The following is a 21029-nucleotide window of genomic DNA, read 5'->3' as shown; positions in this document are numbered from 1 at the left end:
CGAAGTCGCGGCATCACAGGGCGTAGTAGTACGGGCTGTTGTCGTCGAGTTCGTCTCACTCGTGCACTATCTGCCACATGGCCTGCGCGTCCTCGACCCGCGGCAGCTTCTGGAAGAGAAGCGTCAGCAGGAGGACGTCGGAACAGCTGTCGGGGAACTTCGGCTGTCATCGCCGTGCAGGGGTCGGGTGAGGCGGTAGCACTGGTCGACTGCTGCCTGCGAGCTGGAGACGAGGACGGAAATGGTTACGGCGTCCCTGTTACGCACGACGTTCTTGACGTCGAAGGAACGGCGTCCGGTGGGGTCGAGGCCGTTCTGTATCCCGGCGCGCGTCAAGTCCATGGTGTTCATGCTCGAGATGCGCGTCAGCGCCATGTGGACACGGCCAGCGATTTGGGTGCTCGGACGGCACTGGTCGTCGTCCTGCACGGAAACCCGCGGGGCCCACGCCGGGCCAGGGCGATGGGTATAGGTGAAGACGAAACAGCGAGTCAGCCGGCCGGCTCCGCTACCGGGGAGTATGCCTTCTGCGTCGTACTGGGCGGTTCTCGCGGCTGTGGCGGTGAACTCGTGACGGGCTGCGCTGTAGCTGATGACCGGGGTTGCGGAGTGCTGCCAGATCACGCCGGTCAGGGTGTCGACATCGGTCGCCTGGCTCGTGTCAAGTGCGCGGGCCGTGTCGTCCGATATGGCACGGGCCTGCTCGAGGAGCGCCACGGTTTCCTTCTTCTGGCGCTCGCTATTGATGTTGTCGTCATGCCAGTGGCGGTACCACAGCCAGGAGGCAACGATGCCGAGAATGGCGATCAACGCAGTCAGGCTGATCAGACAGCCGGTGGTCGCGAGGCGGTTGCCCTGCCTCGCGACCACCGTGCCACCGGTTCGGTCAGGTTCCACTAGCTGCCTTTGTATCCGATACCGGCCAGTTCCTGCTCCATGACCCGGGCGTAGCCCGTGGTGCCGGCGTTCTTCGGGTGGAACGACTCAAGACTGGCACAGATGTTCTCCCCGGGCCAGGGCAAGCAGGGCGCCTGGTTGGCCGGGTCTCCGGCGTGGAAGTCGCCATCGCCGTTCGGGCCGGCGACGACTCGGTTGATCCACTCGTCACCGTCACAGATACCGTGGCCCTGGAAGGCGGGTATCGGGTCGGCGAAAGCCACCTTGGTCCCGGCCTTGTTAAGTTCCGCCACCTTGGCTTTCTGCTTGTCTCGTACGTAATCGGCCAGCTGGTTCAGGGCGTTGAAGTCGGCTGTCACGCATTGCTTGTCACTGACCAGGCGTGGGTAGCCCATGAGGACGATCTGTGCGTTCGGCGCGGCGAGTGCGATGTCAGCGATGAGGCCCCCGGTGTCCAGGACCGCTTGGTCGACCTTGCCTGTGTAGTCGGCCGGGTCGCATATTCCGATGATGTAGCAGTTCGTGATGGCGTTGGTGAAGTTGTCCCCGTCGTTTCCGCCGATGGTCAGCATGACCAGCGTGGTGTCCGGGCTGAGGACACCGGAGTCGATCTGGCTCACCTCGTGGTAGTTGCCGATCTCTCCCCAGGGCAGGGGGTCGCCTGGGGTCAGCTGCGAGGTCTTCGCGCCGGAGCAGCTGACGTCGAGGAAGTCGACGGTGGCACTTCTGTTGTCCGAGAGTTCGCCGATGCTCGTGCTCTGACCGGGCAGCAGGACCTTGCGCGGCCAGGAGTTGTCGCTGCGCCGGCAGGCGTTCCAGTCGCTCTCACCGTGGTCTCTGTCGGACTCGGGCGAGTAGGCTCCGGCGCCCTCGCCAGAGGTGTAGGAGTCGCCCATGGCGACGACCATGTGCTTGGGCTTGCCCGCCAGCGGCTGGAAGGCGACGGCGTCCCAGGCGACGTCTTCGTCGGCGGTGCCGTCGGCGGTGGTGTTAGTCAGCTGCACTTGCGGGGTGCCGGTGAAGCGGTAGACGCCGAGTTCCACCCAGGTGTTGGCGCTGAAATGGGTGTTGACGTAGCGATGACGGTCGCCGCCGGCGACTCCCTTGATCACGTAGTGGGCCTGCTGGGTGTGTGCCCCGGTGTCGGGTTGGTGCGCGAAGACGCGGGTCCACTCGACGTTGCGGTCGAGGGTCCAGGTGCCGTCGATGGTCATGCGGCCTCCGGGACCGCCGAGGTGCGCGGTGTCGCGGGTGTGCGTGTACCAGAAGTGGCCGCCTTGCCCGCCGCCGATCTGGTGCAGGTCTCCCTTGGCCTCGTACTGGCCGAGCCCTGGTCCGGTTGCCGCCGGGTTGGGGTGGAAGGTGAACTGAAAGTGGCCGGCGTCGGTGTCGGAGTCTCCGCAGGTGCTGTAGGTCGCGGTGTTGTCAGGGATGGACTCGACGATCAGCGCTCCGGCGGGAGCTGCACCGCACTCCGGTGTGCCGTACTGCAGTCGGGTGCCGCGGCCGGGTTCGGCGCGGAGCGTGACGTACTTGATGTTCTCGTGGCCGCAGTCGGCGTCGCAGTTCGCTTTCCACGTCACATTCGCGCCGCGCCACCAGTACGTTTCGTAGCACTTCGCGTCGGGGCAGTCCGGTGGGTTGGCGGCGTTGCAGTTGTTGGTGGCGTTGCAGAAGGCGTCCAGTGGCGGCTTGATCCTGTCGCGCTGTCCGGGGTTGTTCCACCAGGCGGGCCGGAAGCCGGCGGAGTCGTAGCCTGACTCGCCGGGCCAGTCCTGCCGTCCGGAGGTGGCGTAGGAGTAGCCGGTGTCCATGGACCAGGCGGCCCAACCCATCACTTTCTCCTGGTAGGGCCAGTTCTGGGGCTTCGCTGCGTGCCGGGGATCGGTCATGAACGGGTCCCGCGAGGGCGGGTAGAACGGGTTGGCGGGGTTGTTGTACCAGCCCAGCCCCCATGGCTTGCCGTCACCCTTGTTCTCGTTGAAGCCGAGATTGTAGTTCCACAGGGCGGCGAACCAGTTCTCGGGCTTCGACGGGTCGTCGTTGTTGACGGTGATGGTCTGCCCAGGGGTGTGTACCTGGTTCCACTTGTCCGCGAGGATGTACATGGACGCGGCGATGTTGACCGCGTAGTCCAAGGCGACGGCCTTCTGCTTGGTCGGGGACAGGGATGTCTCGCCGGGCTTCTCGTAGCCGGCGAGGCGCATGCCGTCAGTGACCTGGCCGACTCCGTAGCCGCAGTCGGACTCGTGCCAGCGGATCTGCCAGTACGCCTCGGAGGTCTCTCCCTCGTGGCCGTAGAAGCCGGCGATCGCTGCTTGAGGGTTGCCCATCTGGCCGGGGATGGCGCCGCCTTCGGCCTGCCACAGGTTCGACTCTTGGGCGAGTACGCCGAGCAGCACCTGGGCGGGGATGCGCCCGCCGCCCTTCAGCTCGGGGGCCGGGAAGAGTCCCTGGGGGTCGACGGTGCCCAGTCCCAGCTGGGAGCGCCAGCCTCCCTGCGTGACCCACTGGGAGCGCAGCTCGCCGCGGATTGCCATGTTGACGGCCCATTCGACCTGGTTCGAGGTCGGCTGGAGCGCGAGCGCCTTGACGTCGTTGCGGGGGATGGAGCACCAGCGGTCGGTGTCCACTGGGTTGTGCGCCCGGGGGTCGGCCGCCAGTGCGGCTTTCCCGGGTGCCCGTTCCTTGTCGGCGGCTGTGCGCAGGGCGGGTGAGAAGGATCCCTTGCCCGTGTCGCTGGTCGTGTCGGTGACCGCCTGGGTGATCTTCTCACCGGTGGCGGTTGCGACACTGGTGAGGGTCAGCGGGGTGGCGCTGTCCCGCGTGGGGTCTTCAGTAGTGCGGGCTCGCGGCGTGGGTTCTGCCTTGGTGAAGCCCTTACCCGCGTTGCCGATCCTGTCCAGGCCGGCGCGTACCCCGGGCATGAGGACGGGGTCGACGGCCAGTCGGCCGTGGGTGGACACCTCTGTGTCTGCCGGAACGTCCAGGCGGGTCACTCCCGTGCCGGCAAGGTTGGCGTCTGTGGTGTTTCCGGTGAGGAATGCCTGGCCGTCAGTTCCGTGTCGGAGGGCCAGGTCGCCGAGCTTGCCCGTCGCGAGCAGTGACGGCCTGCTTCCCTGCTTCCATATTTTGGCGTGAGCGGTGGTGTCCTTGCGGTCGAGGAAGGCGATGCCCTGGCTGGTGGGGCGGATGTCGAACGGAACCTCGTTCGTGGAAGCCAGCCTCTTGAGGCTGCTGCTTGCCTGGGCAATGTGCACCAGGCGGCGACCGTGGGCGGCGACGAGTCCGTCCGTGGTCGGAACGGCGGAGGTCACCTGACCAGTGACAGAGATGTCGCTGGTCGTCTTGCCGCTGGTGTCGACGGTGAGGAGCCGGGTCTTGGTGTCGCGGAAGGCGGTGAAGGCGGCCGTGCGGGTTTCGGAGTTGCACGAGGGGTCGAAGTAGGCCAGTGATCCGGTGAAGGGGAGCTTTGTCACCTGGCCGGACTTCACATCGACGACTGCGGTGAATGCTCCGCCCCGCATGAGGTCCGGCTTGTTAGTGAACGTCCGCGGCGCGTAGACGACCGCAACGTGATCACGGTCCATGACACAGGAGTTGCCGATCCATGAGTCGGCCGGCATACCGGGCTCGGCCAGTGTGGCAGCGGTGCGCCATTGGTAGGCGTCCTTGCTGTCCGCGACAAGGATCTTGAATCCGTCGTTGTCTGCCGCTGTGGTCACGGCCCGGTCCATTGAGGTGTTCCAGCTCTTTCCGAGCTTCTTGCCGGGGTTGGGCACACGCGTCGGCGCGTCGGGCGACGGGCTACTGGTCGGCTGCGGTGCCGGTTTCGGGCCAGGAGCACTGGAGTCGGCGAATGCTGGCGTGGCCTGTATGAGCCCGGTCAGGACCGCTGTGGCCGCAAGGCCCGCGATCCCGGCAGAGGCGAATCTTCGAGCTTTCAACTGTTCTTCTCCAGAAAGTGACGTCCGGCCAGAGGCCGGCAGGCGTCGGTCGACGGAGACCGGGAGACGGTGATGACCGTTAGAAGCAGCGGCTGGTGGCACGTAAGAGGACGTGACGAGTCCGCAAGGCCAGTCTTGAACTGCTGTGCCATACGGCTCAGCGGTTGAGCTGGATTGTTGCGGTCCCGGCCGGAGAGTCCGGGACCGCAGCTGCGGGCAGCCAAAAGACGTGGCTGTCGGGCACTCTGGGAGAAGTGCCGTTATCGCTAAGTTATGTCACTCCCGCCTGCTCACATCGTTATGTAGTCGGCCTTGTCGTTGAAGGTGCCGCCCGTCGGGTAGCTGGCGGTGGAGAACTTGTAGCAGCCGCCGTTGGTCAAGACCATGTACGGGTCGGGCAGGCCCGTTCGTGCGTCGTAGACGGACACGCCGCCCTGATCGCGCTTCACGCAGCCAGCGCTGGCCTTGTCCCGGAAGTCCCAGTCCCCGAGCTGCTTGGTTCCCTTGGCGGTCCACTGGAGTCGGCGTCCGGTGTAGTCCGAGTGCTCCCACAAACAGACCCACCCGTACACGCAGTCGCTCCATGCGGTCGGGCCGAACTGGCCGTCAGCCTTCGCTGACGTGGCCCCGCTTGCGGAGCTTCTCGCAGTTGCCGGGGCGAGCGCAGCCATCGCCTGGTCTGCTTCCTCGGCACTGTCGTAGCAGTAGACCTCCCCACTGGGAACCTCGGAGCAGGCCTGCGCTCCCTGCCAGCCGTCGGCCAGGTTGATCTTCTCTCCCTTGTAGGTGGCAATCACAGGCTGGGACTCGGCGAGCTGCTGCTGCAGCTGCGCCTCCTCGGCCGGCGTGGCGAGGCCCACCTCAGGTACCGCGGAGGGCTGCGGTGCGGCGGTTGCGTTCGGCGCAGCCGCCGCCATGGCGCAGAGGGCGGCGACGACCGGGACAAGGAAACGTGTGCGGCGCATGCCTTTTTCTCCTGTGATGACGTTGTGTCAGTGAGTCACAGGAATTTCACAGTGCACTCTGAGGTGACGGTGTGACAGTGGCCGATTGTGTCGGATTATCGATCACAGTCGTCCTGATGTTCGACCTTGCGGCGGTGCCGACATCTGTGTAGGTCTCGCTGTGCTGCGACGTCTCACGGGGTCTGTCCGGCCTCGTCGACCATGCCGGAGTCGATGAGAGCGACGGAGGTGACGACGGTTCCGGCGTTGCCCCAGGCGTTGTCCTCCACGAGGACCGTGCGCTCGCCCAGCAGCCGGGCCGTGTTCTTGTCGAAAATCCACTCTGTGCGTTCGCCGTCGTGCGTCCGGGCGACGGCGACCCCGTGTCGACCCGCCGCGTCCACCGCGTCGGGGACCGTGTCGACTCCGGGAATGAGGGCAGCAGCGCGGTAGAGAGCCGCAGTTGTCTTGGGGGGCGTCACTCCGCTGCGCAGCAGGTCACCGATCGTGACGAAGGCTTCCTGGTCCGGTCCTGTGGTGGAACCGGAACCTGCTCCGTGGTTCTTCTCCGCGTCGTCGCGAATCTGCTTGAGCAGATCGTCGGGGTCGGCCGGCAAGGCGGCGAGGAAGCTGTAGGTCGGCGCGTTCAGGTTTCCTCCGTCGGCGGTACCCGGCAGCAGACTGTCGCTGCCGTCCTTGCGCTGCAGAGTCTGCTGGCTGCCGTCCACCGAGGTCCACTGCTCCATGCTCTCGTCCTCGCGCAGAAGTTCCATCTCGCCGGCTGAGGTCTCGGACAGCACCGTGGTGTGGCCAACCGTCTTGATGTAGGAGTACTGTCCGGCGCGCACGGTCGTCTGCGGCGTCGACGCCGCGGTCAGCGCCGCTCTTTCCAGCAGCTGAACCGATGCTGCTGAGGCCGGTGGCACGTCACGCGCGGTGTCAGGGGACCCGGAGCCGAGACCGAGGACGACGACGGCAGCCCCGGCGGCCACCGCTGTGCCCAGTACCAGTCCCCAACGTCCCGTCGGCCGCAGTGCCCAGCGGGAGGAACGGGAATGCGTCTGCCGGTCGACCTCGTTCAAGAGGTGTGCACGGCGTGCTGCCAGGCGATCGGGTGCCGGCTCCGGGTAGGGCACGGGAGGCAGCGTCCGGCTCGCCTTCGCACGCTCGGCCTGTTCCCGCTGCTCCAGATTCATCGTGCTCTCCTTCGGTGGGACGTGCGGGCTGCGGCCACCCCGCTGTGCGATATGTGTCCGCTGCCGGACCGCGGTTCCGTACCGTCCGAAACAGGCACCACCAGTTCCTCGTCGACGAACTTGCGCAGCTTCTCTCTCGCCCGGGAAAGCCGGGAACGCACGGTGCCCACCGGAATGCCCAGTGCCTCAGCGGCCGCCGCGTACCCCAGGTCGGACCAGACGACCAGCGTAAAGACCTCGCGCTCGCCGCGCTTGAGACGCTGCAGCGCTCTGGCGGCAGCGGCCAGCCGCTCAGCGTCAGCCATCTGACCGACCACATCGTCCGAGAAGTCCGGCAACGCTTCCGGGGGCGGCAGACGGGACATCGCTTCCCGGTGGCGGCGTGCCGACCGAGCGATATTGCGCATCACGTTTGTCGCGATGCCCAAGAGCCACGCCCGGACGCTTCTGACTTCCTCGCGCAGCTTGTCACGCAGCCGCCAAGCCTCCAGGAAGGTGAGAGACATGACGTCCTCGGCCATGGCCCAGTCGCCCGTCGTCCGGATCGCATGGGCGTAGACGATGCGCGCGTGCTCGTCGAAGATCTCGGCGAACGCCTCCCGATCACCAGACCGGATCCGTTCATGCAATAGGAAGTCCACAGCAACAAGTGTCCGCTCAGCCACAGCGGTTCCGTTTCTATACCCACCTTCTGACCAACACGTCCCCGAAGGGGGCGGTCCTGCGCCGGTGCCGTCACGAGCGGCCGTCAGCCCGAGACGGGCCGTACGGGCCACCGCCATAAATCCAAGTCACGCGAGAGTGCCGCCGACCCGCGGTCGTGAACGTGCGCCCGTCCATTCAGGTACTCGACTGTAAGGACGTGAGCGACTCTCCTATGGCGGCCGTACGCGACCCGCAGCTTCCCTGGGCCGCCCGTCATGCCCACCCGCTGCAGGGTCAAGCGATGGCCGCTCGACCAGCTGCACGTCCTCGTCCTCCACCGCCAGAGCGCCGGGGCCCGGCTCGTTCGACGAAGCAGCCATGGTCACTTGAAGGGGGGAGGATCAGCTGCCTTTCTCGCCGTCCTGCCCGTTGACGCGCGGTCACGACCCGCTCGTACCGGTCCAAGGCCGATCAGGGCCCGGCCCCAGTGGCTGCCGCCGGCCGCCGAGGTGCACTGCCGGTACGTCGCCGAGTGGGTGGCCACGAAGCTGCGCTGGAGCCTGACGGCGGACGAGACGGAGTTCGCGGCGCTGCGGGAGGCGGCGGACAGCTGCCCGGACCAGCAAGTGAGCTACGAGCCCGCCGCGTAACGCCCTCCCCCACCACGGGCGGCGAATAGACGGGCCCGGCCGCCGGGCATCTGCTCCGGCGGCCGGCTTCTTCACGCTGGTGGCTCGGTCAGCCGTGGTAGGTGATGTAGCCGTTGCCGTCCCTGTCGTTGGCCTTCTTGGTGTACGAGTGGACGTCGGCGCGGGCGCCGCCGGGCTTGTAGAAGTAGATGGTGTCCTTGTCGTTGTTCCAGATGAAGTTGCAGTTCTGGCGGTAGGCGACGTTGCCCGCGTCGGAGTCGGTGCCGCGGCCGCCGCGCAGGCTCACCTGGTCGCCGGGCTGCAGGGTGTGGTTCTTGGTGAACGTGAACGAGTTCCCGGCGGCGTCCTTGACCTTGTAGCCCTTCAGGTTCACCGTCGCCGTCTTCGAGTAGTTCTTGATCGTCAGGTACTCGTTCTTCGTGTTGCCGCCCGAGCACTTGTTGGAGTCCCGGCCCGGAGCGTCGTACTGCACGCCCTTGATCTTCAGGGCCGAGGAGTACTCGGCGGCCTGCGCCGGAGCAGCGCCGGCCAGGCCGAGCGCGGCAGCAGCCGCCGTGGTCGCGGCAGCGGTCACAGTGCGCCTGATGCGCATGAGGATTCCCCCCTCAGTGGTGCCAATGGAGCGCACGGAGCCTATCGGACGTGATCACGACGTGACGTTCAAGTGAAGGAAATGTGCTCGCGTTTCCGGCGGGCCCGGGCATGTGCCGGCCTGCCGGGGACCCGCAGGGGTGAATGCGAAGCGGGAGGAGAACTGCCGACCACAGCCGGTTCGTCGTGCCGGTCATGGAAGCGATCAACGATGTGCACGTGTCCGAGCCCGGCCTGGTCGTGGTCGACGTCGCCGCAGCCGACGACGAGACCGCGTTCGCCTTCCACACGGCGCTGGCCGCCCGATGGGCGACGACCTCGGTGGAACGCACCACACGCGAGGCCGGACAACCGGGCGTCCGGCTGCGCTGCTACCTCGACCTGCGCCAGCCCATCACCGCACCAGGACACTCCGTCAGCTCCTGATGAGGAAACCCCAGTAGGTGCCCATGTGACAGCGGCAGCACCCGACGGTCAGCCCCGACCACCGAACTCGGGAACTTGCATCGGATGCATCTCCGCTCGAACCCGGTGAAGGCGTACCGGGTGGCGCCACCGGCCGACCCCGTCGCGGGCGACGTCCACAGCGACCTCCACCACCAGCTGCGGGTCGACGAGCCTGACCTCCAGGACATCACGGCTGCCCCACCCGGCGGTGAACGTCCGGCCCGCCCACGGATGCTCGCCGACCGCCGGCGCCAGCGCGTCCGCGAGGGCAGCCGTCGCGGTGCGGGCAAGCGCGACGGTGCGGCCGGTGTAGCGCAGGCGGCCCGTGTCGTCGTAGCGGCCGAGCAGCAGCGTGCGGGGCGCGGCGGGCGTGCCGGTGACGGCGCCGACGATGGCCTCGGTGGTGACTCGGATCTTGTACTTGCCCCACGCCCTGGCCCCCGCACGGTACGGCTCGGTCAGCCTCTTGAAGCACAGCCCTTCCAGGCCGACGGAGGCCCAGGTGAGCCAGTCCCGCGCGGTGGCGGGGTCAGTGGTCGAGGGGCACAGCGTGAACGGCGCCGCCAACGGCGTGTCCGCGAACAGAGTCTCCAAAGCGGCCCGACGCCGGGCGAAGGGCCAGGAGGTGAGGTCGGCGCCCTCCAGGCGTACGACGTCGAACACGACCAGGTGCGCGGGCCAGGCGCGCGCGGCCGCCAGGGCGCCGGCGCCGCGGCGGCGGGCCAGGCGCTGCTGCAACCGCTCGAACGCGAGGCGTTCGCCCTCCCACACCACCAATTCCCCATCGAGGCCGGTGTCGCCGGGCAGCTGCGCGAGCGCGGCGTCGGCAATCTCCGGGAACGCGGCGGTCATGTCGGTGCCCTGCCGTGAGCGCAGCAGCACCCGCCCGTCGGCGTAGCGGGCGAGCTGTGCTCGGTAGCCGTCCCACTTAGGTTCTCCGGCGGCTCCGGGCGGCAGGTCGGGGCTCGCCACGGGCGTGGTGAGCATCGGGTCCGGCAGGGTCCAGGTCACGGCCGATGCCTTCCACGACGGTGGGCGCCGCGCGGCGGATTGCGCCGACCGGCGCAGGCCCCGGGTGTCAGCGGCTGGAATCGTTGATGCCGGAGACCAGCTCCCCCACGAAGTCCAGCACTCCCTGCCCGAACGCGGTCGGTGCAACGAGGATGCCGAAGACCAGGACGATCAGAACGGTCAGCTTCTCGTCATTGCGGCTGCGCGCGTGAGTCCGCCGGCGCAGCCGCAGGACGATGATGACCGCCAGCAGCACAGCGACATTGATCGTCAGCACACAATCCCCCACCAGCCGCAGAGACATCCCCTGGTGAGGTTGTAGCCAGCACGCACCTCCGAGGCGGCTGCATCGTACAAGGATGGCCGCATGTATCTGCCAGATCGGCCGGATCATCCCTCTTGCGGGGTGGAGGCCAGGCATCCGCACCAGTCAGTCGGCGCGCAGCTTCCTGCCCCACCGCTCGACGGCCTTGGCGTCGCAGTACTCGCACAGCGGGGAGCGGGCCCCGGAACCGTACTTATGGGTCGGCCGTCGGCAGGAGGAGCAGGGGCCGATCTGGTCCCCGGGGCACGAGCGGGCGGATGTGTCCGGTTCGCTGGTGGGCGGTACAGGGGCGGTCATCGGGGTTCCTCGTCGTCCCGGCGGCCACGAACGGCCGCTTCGAACGAAGAATAGAACGTAATCCGCTCCGCCCCCGGCAGGCTGGCTTCCCGGGCCGCCGCCCGCAGGTCCGCGGCGATGCCCTCCAGCGTCGCCGGGAGACGGGAGCGCCGGCGGACCGACATCCCGTGGTCCCAGCACAGATCCACCCAGCGCCATCCTGCTGCCGGGAAGGACACGGTGCGGACCGTGGCCGCCTGCTCTCCGCACACCACTCACGCCCGCGGCGGCATCGCCTGGACGCGGGCGAGAACCTCCCGCCGCGCGGGCGGCGCCGGCGCCGGCTCCAGGCCGTCGGGCTCGATGCCGTGCCGGTCGAGCAGGTCGGCGGGCTCCATGGGTGTCTCTCCGTTTCACCCACCCCTGGATTGCTGCATGACCAGCAGCACTCTCTAGAATAGAACATGTGTACGATTCAGGTCCTACGCGGCTCACGCTGCTCCGCTTCCTGGAGCGGGTACAGCTGCGCGACCTGGAACGCACCCGCCGATGGATCACCGACGAAGAACGGCGCGAGGCCGAACGCCGACGCGGCGTCGAGGAGAAACCTGCCCCGCCCGACTGGCTCCTGGAGCGGGGCCTGAACGGCCACAGCCCGCCCGTCTACGTTCACGCCGGGGACTGCTGGAACGCGGGCAAGCGCAGCACGGGCATCAACCAGGAGCAGGCCCGGCGCGCCCTCGCGGACGGCGTCAAAGCCTGCCCGCACTGCCGACCGGACAGCGCGCTGCGCGTGCTCGACTAGGCGATACAGCGCACCTGGTCGGTCTGGCGGGCTGGCCTGCCCGGCCCCCTGCGTCGTCCGGGCCCACCAGACTGCCCTTCTTCCACGGCTGCACATCTAGCCCGGTGAACGCCTTCTCTCGCTGCTGCGGCGAGCCGATCAGGCCATAGCCGGGGGTGTCTCGCCCCGTCCCCCAGTTCCGGCGGGATCGGGACGGGTGTCAGTCCGACTGGTTGGCTGAAGGCATGACTGACGCTCACCCAGCACACGGGGCCTTCGAAGAGGCGATCGATGCTCTGTCGAGCACCGCTGGCCGCGACAAGGTGCAGGCTGTCCGTACGCTGATGCGCATCGTCCGGGAAGACCCGGCTCACCGGCAGCAGGGCCTCGAAGCGCTCGATCGTTTCGTCCAGAACCAGCGCGGCCGACCGGGCTACCGAACCGACCCGGTCCTGGACGCCCGCACGACGCTGTGCGCGTTCGACCGCAAGCGGTCGGTACGGACCCTCATCGCAGTGGAGGCCTCCGCGGCCGTGCTGCTGGCTATTCCCCTGGCGACCGCCCACCTCGTCGGCGGTCACGGAGCCGCCCGCATCCTGGCCTGCGCGGGCGTCACGTTGGCGCTGCTGACCGTACTCGCCGCCACCACGCGACTGTGGAGGCCCTACCTGGGCCCCTGGGCCCTTCTGATGTCCACGTCCACTGACCGGCGCCTGCCGGGCATGCTCATCGCCGGACGGGTCATCTTCCTCGCGCTGCTGCTCAGCCTCCTGATCCGAGCGGTCCCCGACTCGGCAACCAGGGCGGCAGTGCACGCCTTGGCTCTTTGCGTTGTGGCCTGGGTCCTCTACAGGCGAGGGCCCCGACCGGCCCGGCGCCGGTAACCGGCGCGTCTTCACGGAAGAGCGGTCACCTCCGATGAGGTGGCCGCTCTTCTTTCGTGCTCGCCGGGCTGCGCACGGTCTGCGGAACGGGGTTCAGGAGGCGCGGCGGATGACCGCGGCGGGGCCGATGACGTCCTGGCCGTACTTGTCGCGTACCCGGTCGACGGCGGCCTCCGCGACGAGTCTGGCCTCGCGGGTGTGGTCCAGGCTGATCTGCTGGGCCACCTGGTCCGCGTCGACGAGGTCGTCGCCCATGAGGACCAGGCCGGTGATCCGGCCGCGCTGCAGACCGGCGGAGTCGATCAGCCGGTAGGCCATGCTGCGCAGGTCCTCGTCGTGAGCGGACGCTTCCGGCAGACGGCGGGTCTTCTCCCAGCTGCTGCCGCCGGCGAACTGGAAGGTCAACGACAGCGCGCGGGCGGCCTGGCCGCGGCGGCGCAGCAGGCGTGCGAGTTTCACGACGAGGTCCAGCAGGGCCGCGCGGACGTCGGCGCCGTCCAGGACGTGCCGGTCGAAGCGCAGGCGAACGGTGGCGGATGCGGGCAGAGTTCGGGGCACGACGGGGCGGGGGTCGAGTCCGCGGGCCCGGTCGGCGGCGAGGCGGCCGGCCTTTCCGCCGAGCAGGCGTTGCGTGGTCTCGGGTGAGACGGCTGCGAGCAGGCCCACGGTGTGGATACCGTAGTCGTGCAGCGCGGCGGCCTGGCGGGGTCCGATACCGTGGAGGGCTTCGACCGGCAGCGGGGCCAGCCAGCCGGTCGCACGGTCGGGTGTGACGGTCAGGACTCCGCCGGGCGAGGCGACCTGTGCGGACGCGGTGGCCGCGACCGTGATCGACGGGCCGATACCGACCCGTACGTCGACCCCGAGGCAGGACAGGGTGCGCACCCGCAGGATCTCGCCCAGCCGGTGCGTGTCCGGCCCGTGATACCGCAGCGCACCCTTCAGCTCCACCAGGGCCGCGGTCGGCGGCAGCGCCTGCACGACCGGGGAGAGATCGGACAGCAGCTCCAGGACCTGCCGGTAGATCTCCCCCCGGACACGGTCAGGGCAACGCACATGCATCACCGTCGGCACCCCGCCAGCCCCCGTGTCTGTGTCCGTCACGACCCTCACCTCCCCCACCACATTATCGAACGGAAAATCGAACACGCGAGAGTGGCGCGATCTGAGCGCCGGGCGGCGGGAGCCGAAGGCGCGACAGGTTGCATCAGCGGCGGTCAGACCCGTTCGAGGCAGGTGGCGGGCACCTGGCCGCCACGGACGATCCTCCACACGTGTCCCCCTCGGCCGCACTTGCGGTAGGCCGGGCCGCTCTGTGTGCGGGCGATCGCCTCGACGCACGACGTCACGATGTCTCCCCGGTGCAGGTACCGCACGACCGGCGAGTCGGGTGACGCCACGGGCTGATTGTTCTGCGGCATCCGGACAGCGACCTTCTTGCCGGTGACCCGCCACTGCTTCGTGCACTTCGCCGCTGCCGGCGCCGAGGCCGGGCTCGCCGGGACCGCCACAGCAGACTCCCCGACGAGCGCCGTCACCGCGGCGGCCAGGACCAGCACCTTCACGAATCGGTTCATGATCCCTGCAACTGCAGCACAGCCAGCCCGTCACGGCCGGGGCCGGCATGACCACACCCACGAGCGACGACGCACCAAGCGGCAACCTGCTGGTCTCCCCGGCCCTCCGGCAGAGGTCAGCGGCTGCGCAGTTCCTCGGACCAGGCGCGGAGCTGGTCCTCAAGGGCGAGGTCGTCGAGCCTGAACCTTTCCCAGTCCGCGTGCGTCCCTACGTACACCGTGACACCGTGGAGCCACCGAACCATGACCACATCTGCGCCGCCACTCTGGCCGCACTGCGCACATGGCGCAGACCCTGCCGCCGACTCAGTCGGTTGCCGCGGCATCCACGTCCCCGGCCACACGGCGTGCCTCGCCCACCTTGCCGACGCCGATCGCGACGCTTACCTGGCCAGCCTGACTGCCGGCGCCAGCATCGACCACCGAGGCACGACCTTCACCTCCCGCCTCCTGAACTCCCTGCTTCGCGCCCTCCGTGACCCCACAACCGGACACCCCCGATTTGGCATCGCCGAGTTCGCAGGGTCAACCTTCGAGAGCGAGGCCTTCTTCGGGGAGGCGACCTTCGAGGGCGACGCCTTCTTCGGGGAGGCGACCTTCGAGCGCGACGCCTTCTTCGGGGAGGCAACCTTCCAGCACAACACCGTGTTCGCGGAGGCGACCTTCAAGGGCGAGGCCTTCTTCGGGGAGGCAACCTTCAAGCTCGCCGGATTCGGGGAGGCGACCTTCGAGCGCGACGCCTTCTTCGGGGAGGCGACCTTCGAGCACAACGCCTGGTTCAAGTCGGCGACCTTCGAGCGCGACGCCTTCTTCGGGGAGGCGACCTTCAAGGACGCCGTGTTCGCGGAGGCGACTTTCAAAGGCGACGCCTTCTTCGGGGAGGCAACATTCAAGGACGCCGAGTTCGGGGAATCGAACTTCGAGCGCGACGCCTTCTTCAGGGAGGCGATCTTTGAGCACAACGCCGTGTTTGGGGCAGCGACCTTCGAGCGCAACGCCTGGTTCGGGTCGACAATCTTCAAGGACGACGCCAGGTTCGGAGAGACGACCTTCAGTGGCGACGCCGAGTTCCAGTCGGCGACCTTCGGTGGCGACGCCGAGTTCCAGTCGGCGACCTTCGGTGGCGACGCCAAGTTCCAGTCGGCGACCTTCGGTGGCGACGCCAAGTTCCAGTCGGCGACCTTCGTGGAGGCTGACCAGTTCGGGCCATTGATGTGTGCTGGGCGGCTTGTGCTGTCCAGTGCTACGTTTGGCGGCCCGGTGACCCTCTCAATCGCTGCGAGCCGTCTGGAGTGCCGTCGCACTCGCTGGTCATCGACAGCGGAGGTCCGCCTGCGCTATGCCACGGTGGACTTCGCTCACGCCGTGTTCGAGTACCCCCTCACGATCGCCGCCGAGTCGGAACCATTCTTACTCTCCGACGGCCGGTCGCTCTCTGAAGATCTCTTTCCGAGCGCGTACGACCCCGGGGTGCGGATGGCGTCGCTGCGCGGGGTGGACGCGGCACATCTGGTCCTGGCGGACCTCGATCTGTGGGAATGCCTGTTCACCGGCACGGTCCACCTGGACCAACTCCGTCTGGAGGGGGCCTGCACTTTCAACAGCGCACCGTCCGCCGTGCACTGGCGGCGTTGGCCGCCCGTGCGGTTCACCGAGCGCCGCGTCCTGGCCGAGGAACACCACTGGCGCGCCGGCCAGCCGGGGTCAGTGCCAGGCTGGGTGCTCGGCACCGGCCGGGCTGGGCCGCTGCAACTGGCTCCGGTGTACCGAGCGCTTCGCAAGGCGTTCGAGGACCAGAAGCACGAGCCGGGGGCGGCGGACTTCTACTACGGGGAGATGGAGATGCGCCGCCATGCCGACGACATCCCCCGTAGCGAAAGGGCGTTGCTGACTGCGTACTGGGCGCTGTCCGGCTACGGCCTGCGCGCCTCCCGGGCCCTGGCCTGGCTCGGGACGGCCATGTTCCTCACCATCGTCTTGCTGATGGCCTTCGGCCTCGCCCAGGAGACACCGAAGCAGACCGCGACCGGCACCGTCCCGGCTGGCGGGGGGAAGGTCACCTTCGAGATCGACAAGGACGATCCCCAGAATCCCACCGGCGACCGGTTCACCGGCAAGCGCTTCGAGAAGGCCCTGAACGTCACGTTCAACTCGGTGGTGTTCCGCTCTTCGGGACAGGATCTGACCACTGCTGGCACCTACATCGAGATGACCTCGCGCGTGGCCGAACCCATCCTTCTCGGCCTGGCGGTCCTCGCCATTCGCAATCGCGTCAAACGCTGACAGCCCCACCCCGCCAGACGTGGCCTGCGGAACGCCCGGCTCGACCGGTACGAGCAGGACCGTGTCACCGCAGCGCGGGTTCCGCGTCCGGGCCGGGAGCGGGCACGGGACTCATCTCGAAAGCTTCGTAGTGGTCGCTCATGCGCCCCGCCCTCCGGCCTCACGCGACGTGAGGGTCAAGCCGGATCCGTGGCCGGTACGACCAAGGGGCGGAACGGTTCGGGACGGGTGACGCAGTCCTTGTCGTCGCCGGCATTTCGCTGCCAGGTGGGATTGTTGCGGGCACATGGCGCACCTACGAAGGTGTCATTGCACTGGCCGTCCGGCCGACATCCCTGCCTTGACCGGCTATTGACGCATGGATAGCGTCCACGGCATGTCCAAGGACCGGCAGTTCCGGAAGAGGCGAGCCATCGATCTGATGCGCGTCGCCACCGCGGTGTGTCGCTGAACTCCACCGCTCCACTGCCCGTCCTGCCCTGTTTTCGTGTCACCTCATTCGGTGTCTCCCCCCTCTTTTTCGGGGCGAATTCCCTCTTGGCGAAAGCTCTCTTCTGAGAAGGCCGTAATGACCTCTCGCACACATATACCCGGATTCCGGCGTCTGACCTTCTCGGCGGCCACCTTGACCGTCTCGCTCGCCCTGACCTCCTGTGTGGACCCCGCTCAGTCCACCGCGAGCAGCAAGGACGTCTCCGCCGAGAAGATCCCGGCCACGGTCTCCCGTGACACCACCCTCACCGTCGGCGCACCGGACCTCAAGGTCGCCCTGGAACTGTCGGGGCAGATCGACAAGCTGCCCTTCAAGGTGAAGTGGGCCAACATCAGTGGCGGCCCGCAGTGCTCGGAGGCATTCCGGGCCGACGCCCTCGACATCTGCTCGGCCGCGGAGATCCCGTCGATCAACGCGCACTGGACGGGGCTCGACACGAAGCTCGTGGCGGCGAAGTTCCGCAAGGATCCGCTGAAGAACCCGATCTACGAACTGGGCGTCGCTCCCGGCGCCGACATCCGCTCACTGGCGGACCTGCGCGGAAAGAAGATCGCCTACAGCCCGGGGCAGGCCCAGGGCGCGCTGGTCCTGCGCATCCTGGAAAAGGCCGGTCTCACCCGGCAGGACGTCGAACTCGTCGAAATCGCCAGCACGGGCGACGTCTATCCCACGGCACTCGGCAACCGCCAGGTCGATGCCGCCCCCATCGCGGACGTCAATATCAAGCGCTATCTGACGAAGTACGGCAAGGAGGGCGGCACGACCGTCAAGCACGGCCTCCGGGACGACCCCGCCCACCTGTGGGCGCTGACCGAGTCGGTCGGCGACGCCCAGAAGTCCGCCGCGATCAGGGAACTCATCGGGTTCTGGGCACGGGCGCAGATCTGGATCGACGAGCACCCGAAGGAATGGGTGGCCGGCTATTACGTCGAGGATCAGGGACTGAGCCGCGAGGACGGCGAATACCTGGTCCAGCGAGTCGGCCATCCGGACATTCCCGCTGACTGGACCGACGCCATCCGCCGTCAGCAGCAGACCATCGACCTGCTGGCGAAGGAGCAGGACCGCGAGCCCTTCGAGGCGGATCTGCTCTTCGACCGCCGCTACGAACCGGTGGCCGCCGCGGCCATCGCCGGCGAAGGGACGTCATCATGAGCACCACCGCCCTCGACGAACAGGCACCACCGGCGGCCGTGGCCCCGACGGCCGCCTTGCGTCCCCGCCGCCCCGGCCGCAAGCGGCTCGGTCCGGGCAGGCCCGTGCCGTACGGCTGGGCGATCGGCCCGCTGCTGCTGCTCGCGCTCTGGGCGGCCGGCTCCGGCCTGGCCCTCGTCGACGCGCGCAGCCTGCCCGCGCCGTGGACCATCGCCGGCACCGCCGGGGACCTGATCGGCAACGGCAAGCTTCAGTCCCATCTGGCCACCTCCGCCGGGCGGGCCCTGCTCGGCCTGTTGTTCGGCGTGGCGGCGGGGCTGGTCCTCGCGCTGGTGTCGGGTCTGAGCCGGCTCGGGGAGGCGGTGATCGACGGTCCCGTGCAGATCAAGCGGGCCATCCCCTCGCTGGCGCTGATACCGCTGCTGATTCTCTGGTTCGGCATCGGCGAGACGATGAAGGTCATCACGATCGCGCTCGGTGTCTTCGTGCCGGTGTACATCCACACGCACAACGGACTGCGCACCATCGACAACCGCTACGCCGAACTCGCCGAGACCGTGCGCCTCGGCCGGCTCGCGTTCGTCCGGCACGTCGTGCTGCCCGGCGCCCTGCCCGGTTTCCTGCTCGGCATGCGGTTCGCGGTGACCGCCGCCTGGCTCGCGCTGGTCGTGGTGGAGCAGGTCAACGCCACCAGCGGCATCGGCTACATGATGGAGCTCGCGCGGACGTACGGGCAGACCGACGTGATCATCGTCGGCCTGGTCGTGTACGGCCTGCTCGGCCTCGTCTCCGACGCCCTGGTACGACTCGTGGAGAGGAGGACCCTGACATGGCGACGCACACTGGCGGGCTGACGAGGACCGAGGAGCGCACGACGGTCCGGATCGAGAACCTGGTGCGTTCCTTCGGACAGCGCCGGGTGCTTGACGGGCTGGACCTGTCCATCGCGCCGGGCGAGTTCGTCGCCCTGCTCGGACGCAGCGGGTCCGGCAAGAGCACGCTGCTGCGGGCGCTGGCCCGGCTCGACCACGAGGTGGCGGGCAGCGGGGAGCTGACGGCCCCGGACCATGTGTCCGTCGTCTTCCAGGACGCGCGGCTGCTGCCCTGGAAGCGTCTGCTCGACAACGTGGTCCTGGGCCTGGGCGGGCCGTCGGCGCAGGAGCGCGGCAGGGCGGCCCTCGCCGAGGTCGGACTCGCCGGCCGGGAGCGGGCCTGGCCCGTCGAACTGTCCGGGGGCGAGCAGCAGCGCGTGTCGCTGGCCCGCTCCCTGGTGCGTGAGCCGCAACTACTGCTCGCCGACGAGCCGTTCGGCGCGCTGGACGCGCTCACCCGGATCAGGATGCACGCGTTGCTGCGGCGTCTGTGCGAGCGGCACCGGCCCGCCGTGCTCCTCGTCACGCACGACGTGCACGAGGCCATCGCGCTCGCGGACCGGGTCGTGGTGCTGGACCGCGGCCGGATCTCCGCCGATCTTCCCGTGGACATCCCGACACCGCGCCGCGGGGGCAGCGCCGAGTACGCGGCCCTGCGCGGACGACTGCTCGCCGGGCTCGGACTGGATCTCGTCGAGGAGGACAACGCGGCATGAGCGCCCGCAAGCTGCACCTGAACCTGTTCGTCTACCCGGGCGGCCACCACGAGGCCGCCTGGCGCCACCACGGTACCGATCCCACCCGGCTGCTGGACATCGGCTTCTACCAGGACCTCGCCCGCAGCGCCGAACGGGCCGCCTTCGACGCGGTGTTCTTCGCGGACGGACCGTCGCTGGCCGACAACGTGCGCTACGCCAGCCGGTTCCGGCTGGAGCCGTTCACCTGTCTGTCGGCCGTCGCCGCGGCCACCGAGCGCATCGGCCTGATCGCCACGGCGTCCACCACCTACACCGAGCCGTACAACCTGGCCCGTCTCTTCGCCTCGCTGGACCATCTCAGCCGGGGCCGGGCGGGCTGGAACATCGTGACGACGGGCGCCCCGCAGGCCGCCGCCAACTTCGGTCTCGACGCGCACCCGGTGCACGCGGAGCGTTACGACCGCGCACGGGAGTTCGTGGACGTCGTGACGAGGCTGTGGGACAGCTGGGAGGACGAGGCGCTGGTCGCCGACCAGAAGTCCGGGTTGTTCGCCGACACCGACCGCATCCACGAGATCGACCATGCCGGCCGCCATCTGAAGGTGCGCGGGCCGCTGAACCTGCCCCGCTCCCCGCAGGGCCGCCCGGTCTACGTACAGGCCGGGTCCTCAGAAGACGGCCGTGCCTTCGCCGCCGCGTACGCCGAGGCGGTTTTCACGGCGCACCAGACGCTGCGCAGCGGGCAGGAGTTCTACGCCGACGTCAAGGCACGGGCCGCGGCGCTCGGCCGGGATCCGCGCCAGGTGGTCGTCCTGCCCGGCATCAGCCCTTTCATCGGCTCGACGGAGGCGGAGGCACGCGCGCTGCACCAGGAGTTCAACGAACTCACCCAGCCCGAGTACTCGCTCCACCTGCTCCAGCGGCTTCTGGGACTGGAGCTGAGCGCCGACGAGCTCGACGGTCCCGTGCCACGGTCCCTGATCGAGACCCGGGGCGAACGCGGCAACGGCAGTCGCTTCCAGCTCGTGCTGGACATCATCGACCGTGAACAGCCCACGGTCCGGCAGCTCCTGCACCGCCTCGCGGGTGCCCGCGGCCACCGCGTGGTGGCCGGTACGCCGGAGCAGATCGCCGACGAGATCCAGGAGTGGTTCGAGCACGGGGCGGCCGACGGCTTCAACATCATGCCGCCCTGGCTCACCGGTGGATTCGACCTCTTCGCCGAGCACGTGGTGCCCATCCTGCGGGCACGCGGCCTGTTCCGCACCGCCTACACCGGCGCCACGTTGCGCGAGCACTACGGGCTGCCGCGTCCCGCCGCCGCCCCCGTCCCGTCGAAGGAGATAGCGTGACC

General features: G+C 68.6%; 20 protein-coding genes and 1 pseudogene. 9 read left to right on the top strand and 12 right to left on the bottom strand.

Annotation, left to right across the window (positions count from 1 at the left end):
• Nucleotides 1–123: 123 nt before the first annotated feature.
• The 5 genes from ACLIN4_RS36045 to ACLIN4_RS36025 form a co-directional block, all read right to left on the bottom strand.
• The gene (locus ACLIN4_RS36045; RefSeq protein ID WP_100046769.1) at nucleotides 124–897 is read right to left on the bottom strand and encodes a hypothetical protein; all 774 of its coding nucleotides are present in this window, start codon (nucleotides 895–897) and stop codon (nucleotides 124–126) included.
• Nucleotides 897–4622, bottom strand: coding sequence for an SGNH/GDSL hydrolase family protein (locus ACLIN4_RS36040; RefSeq protein ID WP_411576702.1), 3726 nt, complete (start codon nucleotides 4620–4622; stop codon nucleotides 897–899). Before ACLIN4_RS36040 ends, ACLIN4_RS36045 begins: the two co-directional genes overlap by 1 nt.
• A gap of 512 nt (nucleotides 4623–5134) precedes the next feature.
• Nucleotides 5135–5809 (bottom strand): peptidase inhibitor family I36 protein, encoded by a 675-nt coding sequence (locus ACLIN4_RS36035; protein WP_100046770.1) that lies wholly within the window; start codon nucleotides 5807–5809, stop codon nucleotides 5135–5137.
• A gap of 173 nt (nucleotides 5810–5982) precedes the next feature.
• Nucleotides 5983–6924: a CU044_5270 family protein gene (locus ACLIN4_RS36030; RefSeq protein ID WP_411576701.1), complete on the bottom strand. Its 942-nt coding sequence runs from the start codon at nucleotides 6922–6924 to the stop codon at nucleotides 5983–5985.
• A gap of 56 nt (nucleotides 6925–6980) precedes the next feature.
• Nucleotides 6981–7625, bottom strand: a complete 645-nt coding sequence (locus ACLIN4_RS36025; RefSeq protein ID WP_257003154.1) for an RNA polymerase sigma factor — start codon at nucleotides 7623–7625, stop codon at nucleotides 6981–6983.
• A gap of 440 nt (nucleotides 7626–8065) precedes the next feature.
• On the opposite strand from ACLIN4_RS36025, the pseudogene ACLIN4_RS36020 reads away from it, so the two are divergent.
• Nucleotides 8066–8279: pseudogene (locus ACLIN4_RS36020) on the top strand (HNH endonuclease); the annotation flags it as partial.
• Nucleotides 8280–8367: 88 nt separating this feature from the next.
• Here ACLIN4_RS36020 and ACLIN4_RS36015 read toward each other — a convergent pair.
• Nucleotides 8368–8871 (bottom strand): lamin tail domain-containing protein, encoded by a 504-nt coding sequence (locus ACLIN4_RS36015; RefSeq protein ID WP_411576700.1) that lies wholly within the window; start codon nucleotides 8869–8871, stop codon nucleotides 8368–8370.
• A gap of 194 nt (nucleotides 8872–9065) precedes the next feature.
• Here ACLIN4_RS36015 and ACLIN4_RS36010 point away from each other — a divergent pair, with 194 nt between their 5' ends.
• A complete protein-coding gene (locus ACLIN4_RS36010) occupies nucleotides 9066–9296 on the top strand; it encodes a DUF6207 family protein (RefSeq protein ID WP_179350366.1) in 231 nt (76 codons plus the stop codon).
• Nucleotides 9297–9344: 48 nt separating this feature from the next.
• On the opposite strand, the gene ACLIN4_RS36005 is transcribed toward ACLIN4_RS36010, so the two are convergent.
• The 4 genes from ACLIN4_RS36005 to ACLIN4_RS35990 form a co-directional block, all read right to left on the bottom strand.
• Complete coding sequence (locus ACLIN4_RS36005) at nucleotides 9345–10328, bottom strand: ATP-dependent DNA ligase (protein WP_411576699.1); 984 nt, start codon at nucleotides 10326–10328, stop codon at nucleotides 9345–9347.
• Nucleotides 10329–10395: 67 nt separating this feature from the next.
• Entirely contained in the window at nucleotides 10396–10632 is a 237-nt protein-coding gene (locus ACLIN4_RS36000; protein ID WP_191889219.1) for a hypothetical protein, read from the bottom strand.
• Nucleotides 10633–10758: 126 nt separating this feature from the next.
• The gene (locus ACLIN4_RS35995) at nucleotides 10759–10950 is read right to left on the bottom strand and encodes a hypothetical protein (protein WP_411576698.1); all 192 of its coding nucleotides are present in this window, start codon (nucleotides 10948–10950) and stop codon (nucleotides 10759–10761) included.
• A 254-nt stretch (nucleotides 10951–11204) separates the two neighbouring features.
• Nucleotides 11205–11327: a hypothetical protein gene (locus tag ACLIN4_RS35990; RefSeq protein ID WP_257003358.1), complete on the bottom strand. Its 123-nt coding sequence runs from the start codon at nucleotides 11325–11327 to the stop codon at nucleotides 11205–11207.
• 68 nt (nucleotides 11328–11395) lie between these two features.
• Here ACLIN4_RS35990 and ACLIN4_RS35985 point away from each other — a divergent pair, with 68 nt between their 5' ends.
• A complete protein-coding gene (locus tag ACLIN4_RS35985; protein WP_100048996.1) occupies nucleotides 11396–11734 on the top strand; it encodes a DUF6233 domain-containing protein in 339 nt (112 codons plus the stop codon).
• Between the two features lie 224 nt (nucleotides 11735–11958).
• Nucleotides 11959–12597 carry a hypothetical protein gene (locus tag ACLIN4_RS35980; RefSeq protein WP_100048995.1) on the top strand — a complete coding sequence of 213 codons (639 nt, stop codon included), beginning with the start codon at nucleotides 11959–11961 and terminating at the stop codon, nucleotides 12595–12597.
• Between the two features lie 93 nt (nucleotides 12598–12690).
• On the opposite strand, the gene ACLIN4_RS35975 is transcribed toward ACLIN4_RS35980, so the two are convergent.
• Together ACLIN4_RS35975 and ACLIN4_RS35970 are read right to left on the bottom strand one after the other, a co-directional pair.
• Nucleotides 12691–13659, bottom strand: a complete 969-nt coding sequence (locus ACLIN4_RS35975; protein WP_411576813.1) for a DNA polymerase Y family protein — start codon at nucleotides 13657–13659, stop codon at nucleotides 12691–12693.
• Between the two features lie 155 nt (nucleotides 13660–13814).
• A complete protein-coding gene (locus ACLIN4_RS35970) occupies nucleotides 13815–14174 on the bottom strand; it encodes a hypothetical protein (protein ID WP_164285378.1) in 360 nt (119 codons plus the stop codon).
• A gap of 243 nt (nucleotides 14175–14417) precedes the next feature.
• On the opposite strand from ACLIN4_RS35970, the gene ACLIN4_RS35965 reads away from it, so the two are divergent.
• From ACLIN4_RS35965 to ACLIN4_RS35945, 5 genes are all read left to right on the top strand, one after another.
• Nucleotides 14418–16457, top strand: a complete 2040-nt coding sequence (locus ACLIN4_RS35965; protein WP_411576697.1) for a pentapeptide repeat-containing protein — start codon at nucleotides 14418–14420, stop codon at nucleotides 16455–16457.
• Nucleotides 16458–17082: 625 nt separating this feature from the next.
• Nucleotides 17083–18105 (top strand): ABC transporter substrate-binding protein, encoded by a 1023-nt coding sequence (locus ACLIN4_RS35960; RefSeq protein ID WP_411576696.1) that lies wholly within the window; start codon nucleotides 17083–17085, stop codon nucleotides 18103–18105.
• Entirely contained in the window at nucleotides 18102–18959 is an 858-nt protein-coding gene (locus tag ACLIN4_RS35955; protein WP_411576695.1) for an ABC transporter permease, read from the top strand. Before ACLIN4_RS35960 ends, ACLIN4_RS35955 begins: the two co-directional genes overlap by 4 nt.
• A complete protein-coding gene (locus ACLIN4_RS35950) occupies nucleotides 18935–19693 on the top strand; it encodes an ABC transporter ATP-binding protein (RefSeq protein ID WP_411575305.1) in 759 nt (252 codons plus the stop codon). Before ACLIN4_RS35955 ends, ACLIN4_RS35950 begins: the two co-directional genes overlap by 25 nt.
• The gene (locus ACLIN4_RS35945) at nucleotides 19690–21027 is read left to right on the top strand and encodes an LLM class flavin-dependent oxidoreductase (protein WP_411575306.1); all 1338 of its coding nucleotides are present in this window, start codon (nucleotides 19690–19692) and stop codon (nucleotides 21025–21027) included. The genes ACLIN4_RS35950 and ACLIN4_RS35945 overlap by 4 nt, the downstream gene beginning before the upstream one ends.
• Nucleotides 21028–21029 lie beyond the last annotated feature (2 nt).

This window comes from Streptomyces mutabilis, assembly GCF_046628145.1.
GTDB lineage: Bacteria > Actinomycetota > Actinomycetes > Streptomycetales > Streptomycetaceae > Streptomyces > Streptomyces mutabilis.
The sequence above is the reverse complement of the archived record's forward strand: the minus strand, read 5'-3'. Positions and strand labels throughout refer to the sequence as shown.

What these genes read in the sequence shown, in the direction of transcription:
- ACLIN4_RS36035 (WP_100046770.1), bottom strand. Translation starts at nt 5,809, where the DNA reads ATGCGCCGCACACGTTTCCTTGTCCCGGTCGTCGCCGCCCTCTGCGCC.
- ACLIN4_RS36015 (WP_411576700.1), bottom strand. Translation starts at nt 8,871, where the DNA reads ATGCGCATCAGGCGCACTGTGACCGCTGCCGCGACCACGGCGGCTGCT.
- ACLIN4_RS36010 (WP_179350366.1), top strand. Translation starts at nt 9,066, where the DNA reads ATGGAAGCGATCAACGATGTGCACGTGTCCGAGCCCGGCCTGGTCGTG.
- ACLIN4_RS36000 (WP_191889219.1), bottom strand. Translation starts at nt 10,632, where the DNA reads ATGTCTCTGCGGCTGGTGGGGGATTGTGTGCTGACGATCAATGTCGCT.
- ACLIN4_RS35995 (WP_411576698.1), bottom strand. Translation starts at nt 10,950, where the DNA reads ATGACCGCCCCTGTACCGCCCACCAGCGAACCGGACACATCCGCCCGC.
- ACLIN4_RS35990 (WP_257003358.1), bottom strand. Translation starts at nt 11,327, where the DNA reads ATGGAGCCCGCCGACCTGCTCGACCGGCACGGCATCGAGCCCGACGGC.
- ACLIN4_RS35980 (WP_100048995.1), top strand. Translation starts at nt 11,959, where the DNA reads ATGACTGACGCTCACCCAGCACACGGGGCCTTCGAAGAGGCGATCGAT.
- ACLIN4_RS35975 (WP_411576813.1), bottom strand. Translation starts at nt 13,659, where the DNA reads ATGCATGTGCGTTGCCCTGACCGTGTCCGGGGGGAGATCTACCGGCAG.
- ACLIN4_RS35970 (WP_164285378.1), bottom strand. Translation starts at nt 14,174, where the DNA reads ATGAACCGATTCGTGAAGGTGCTGGTCCTGGCCGCCGCGGTGACGGCG.
- ACLIN4_RS35965 (WP_411576697.1), top strand. Translation starts at nt 14,418, where the DNA reads ATGACCACATCTGCGCCGCCACTCTGGCCGCACTGCGCACATGGCGCA.
- ACLIN4_RS35955 (WP_411576695.1), top strand. Translation starts at nt 18,102, where the DNA reads ATGAGCACCACCGCCCTCGACGAACAGGCACCACCGGCGGCCGTGGCC.
- ACLIN4_RS35950 (WP_411575305.1), top strand. Translation starts at nt 18,935, where the DNA reads ATGGCGACGCACACTGGCGGGCTGACGAGGACCGAGGAGCGCACGACG.
- ACLIN4_RS35945 (WP_411575306.1), top strand. Translation starts at nt 19,690, where the DNA reads ATGAGCGCCCGCAAGCTGCACCTGAACCTGTTCGTCTACCCGGGCGGC.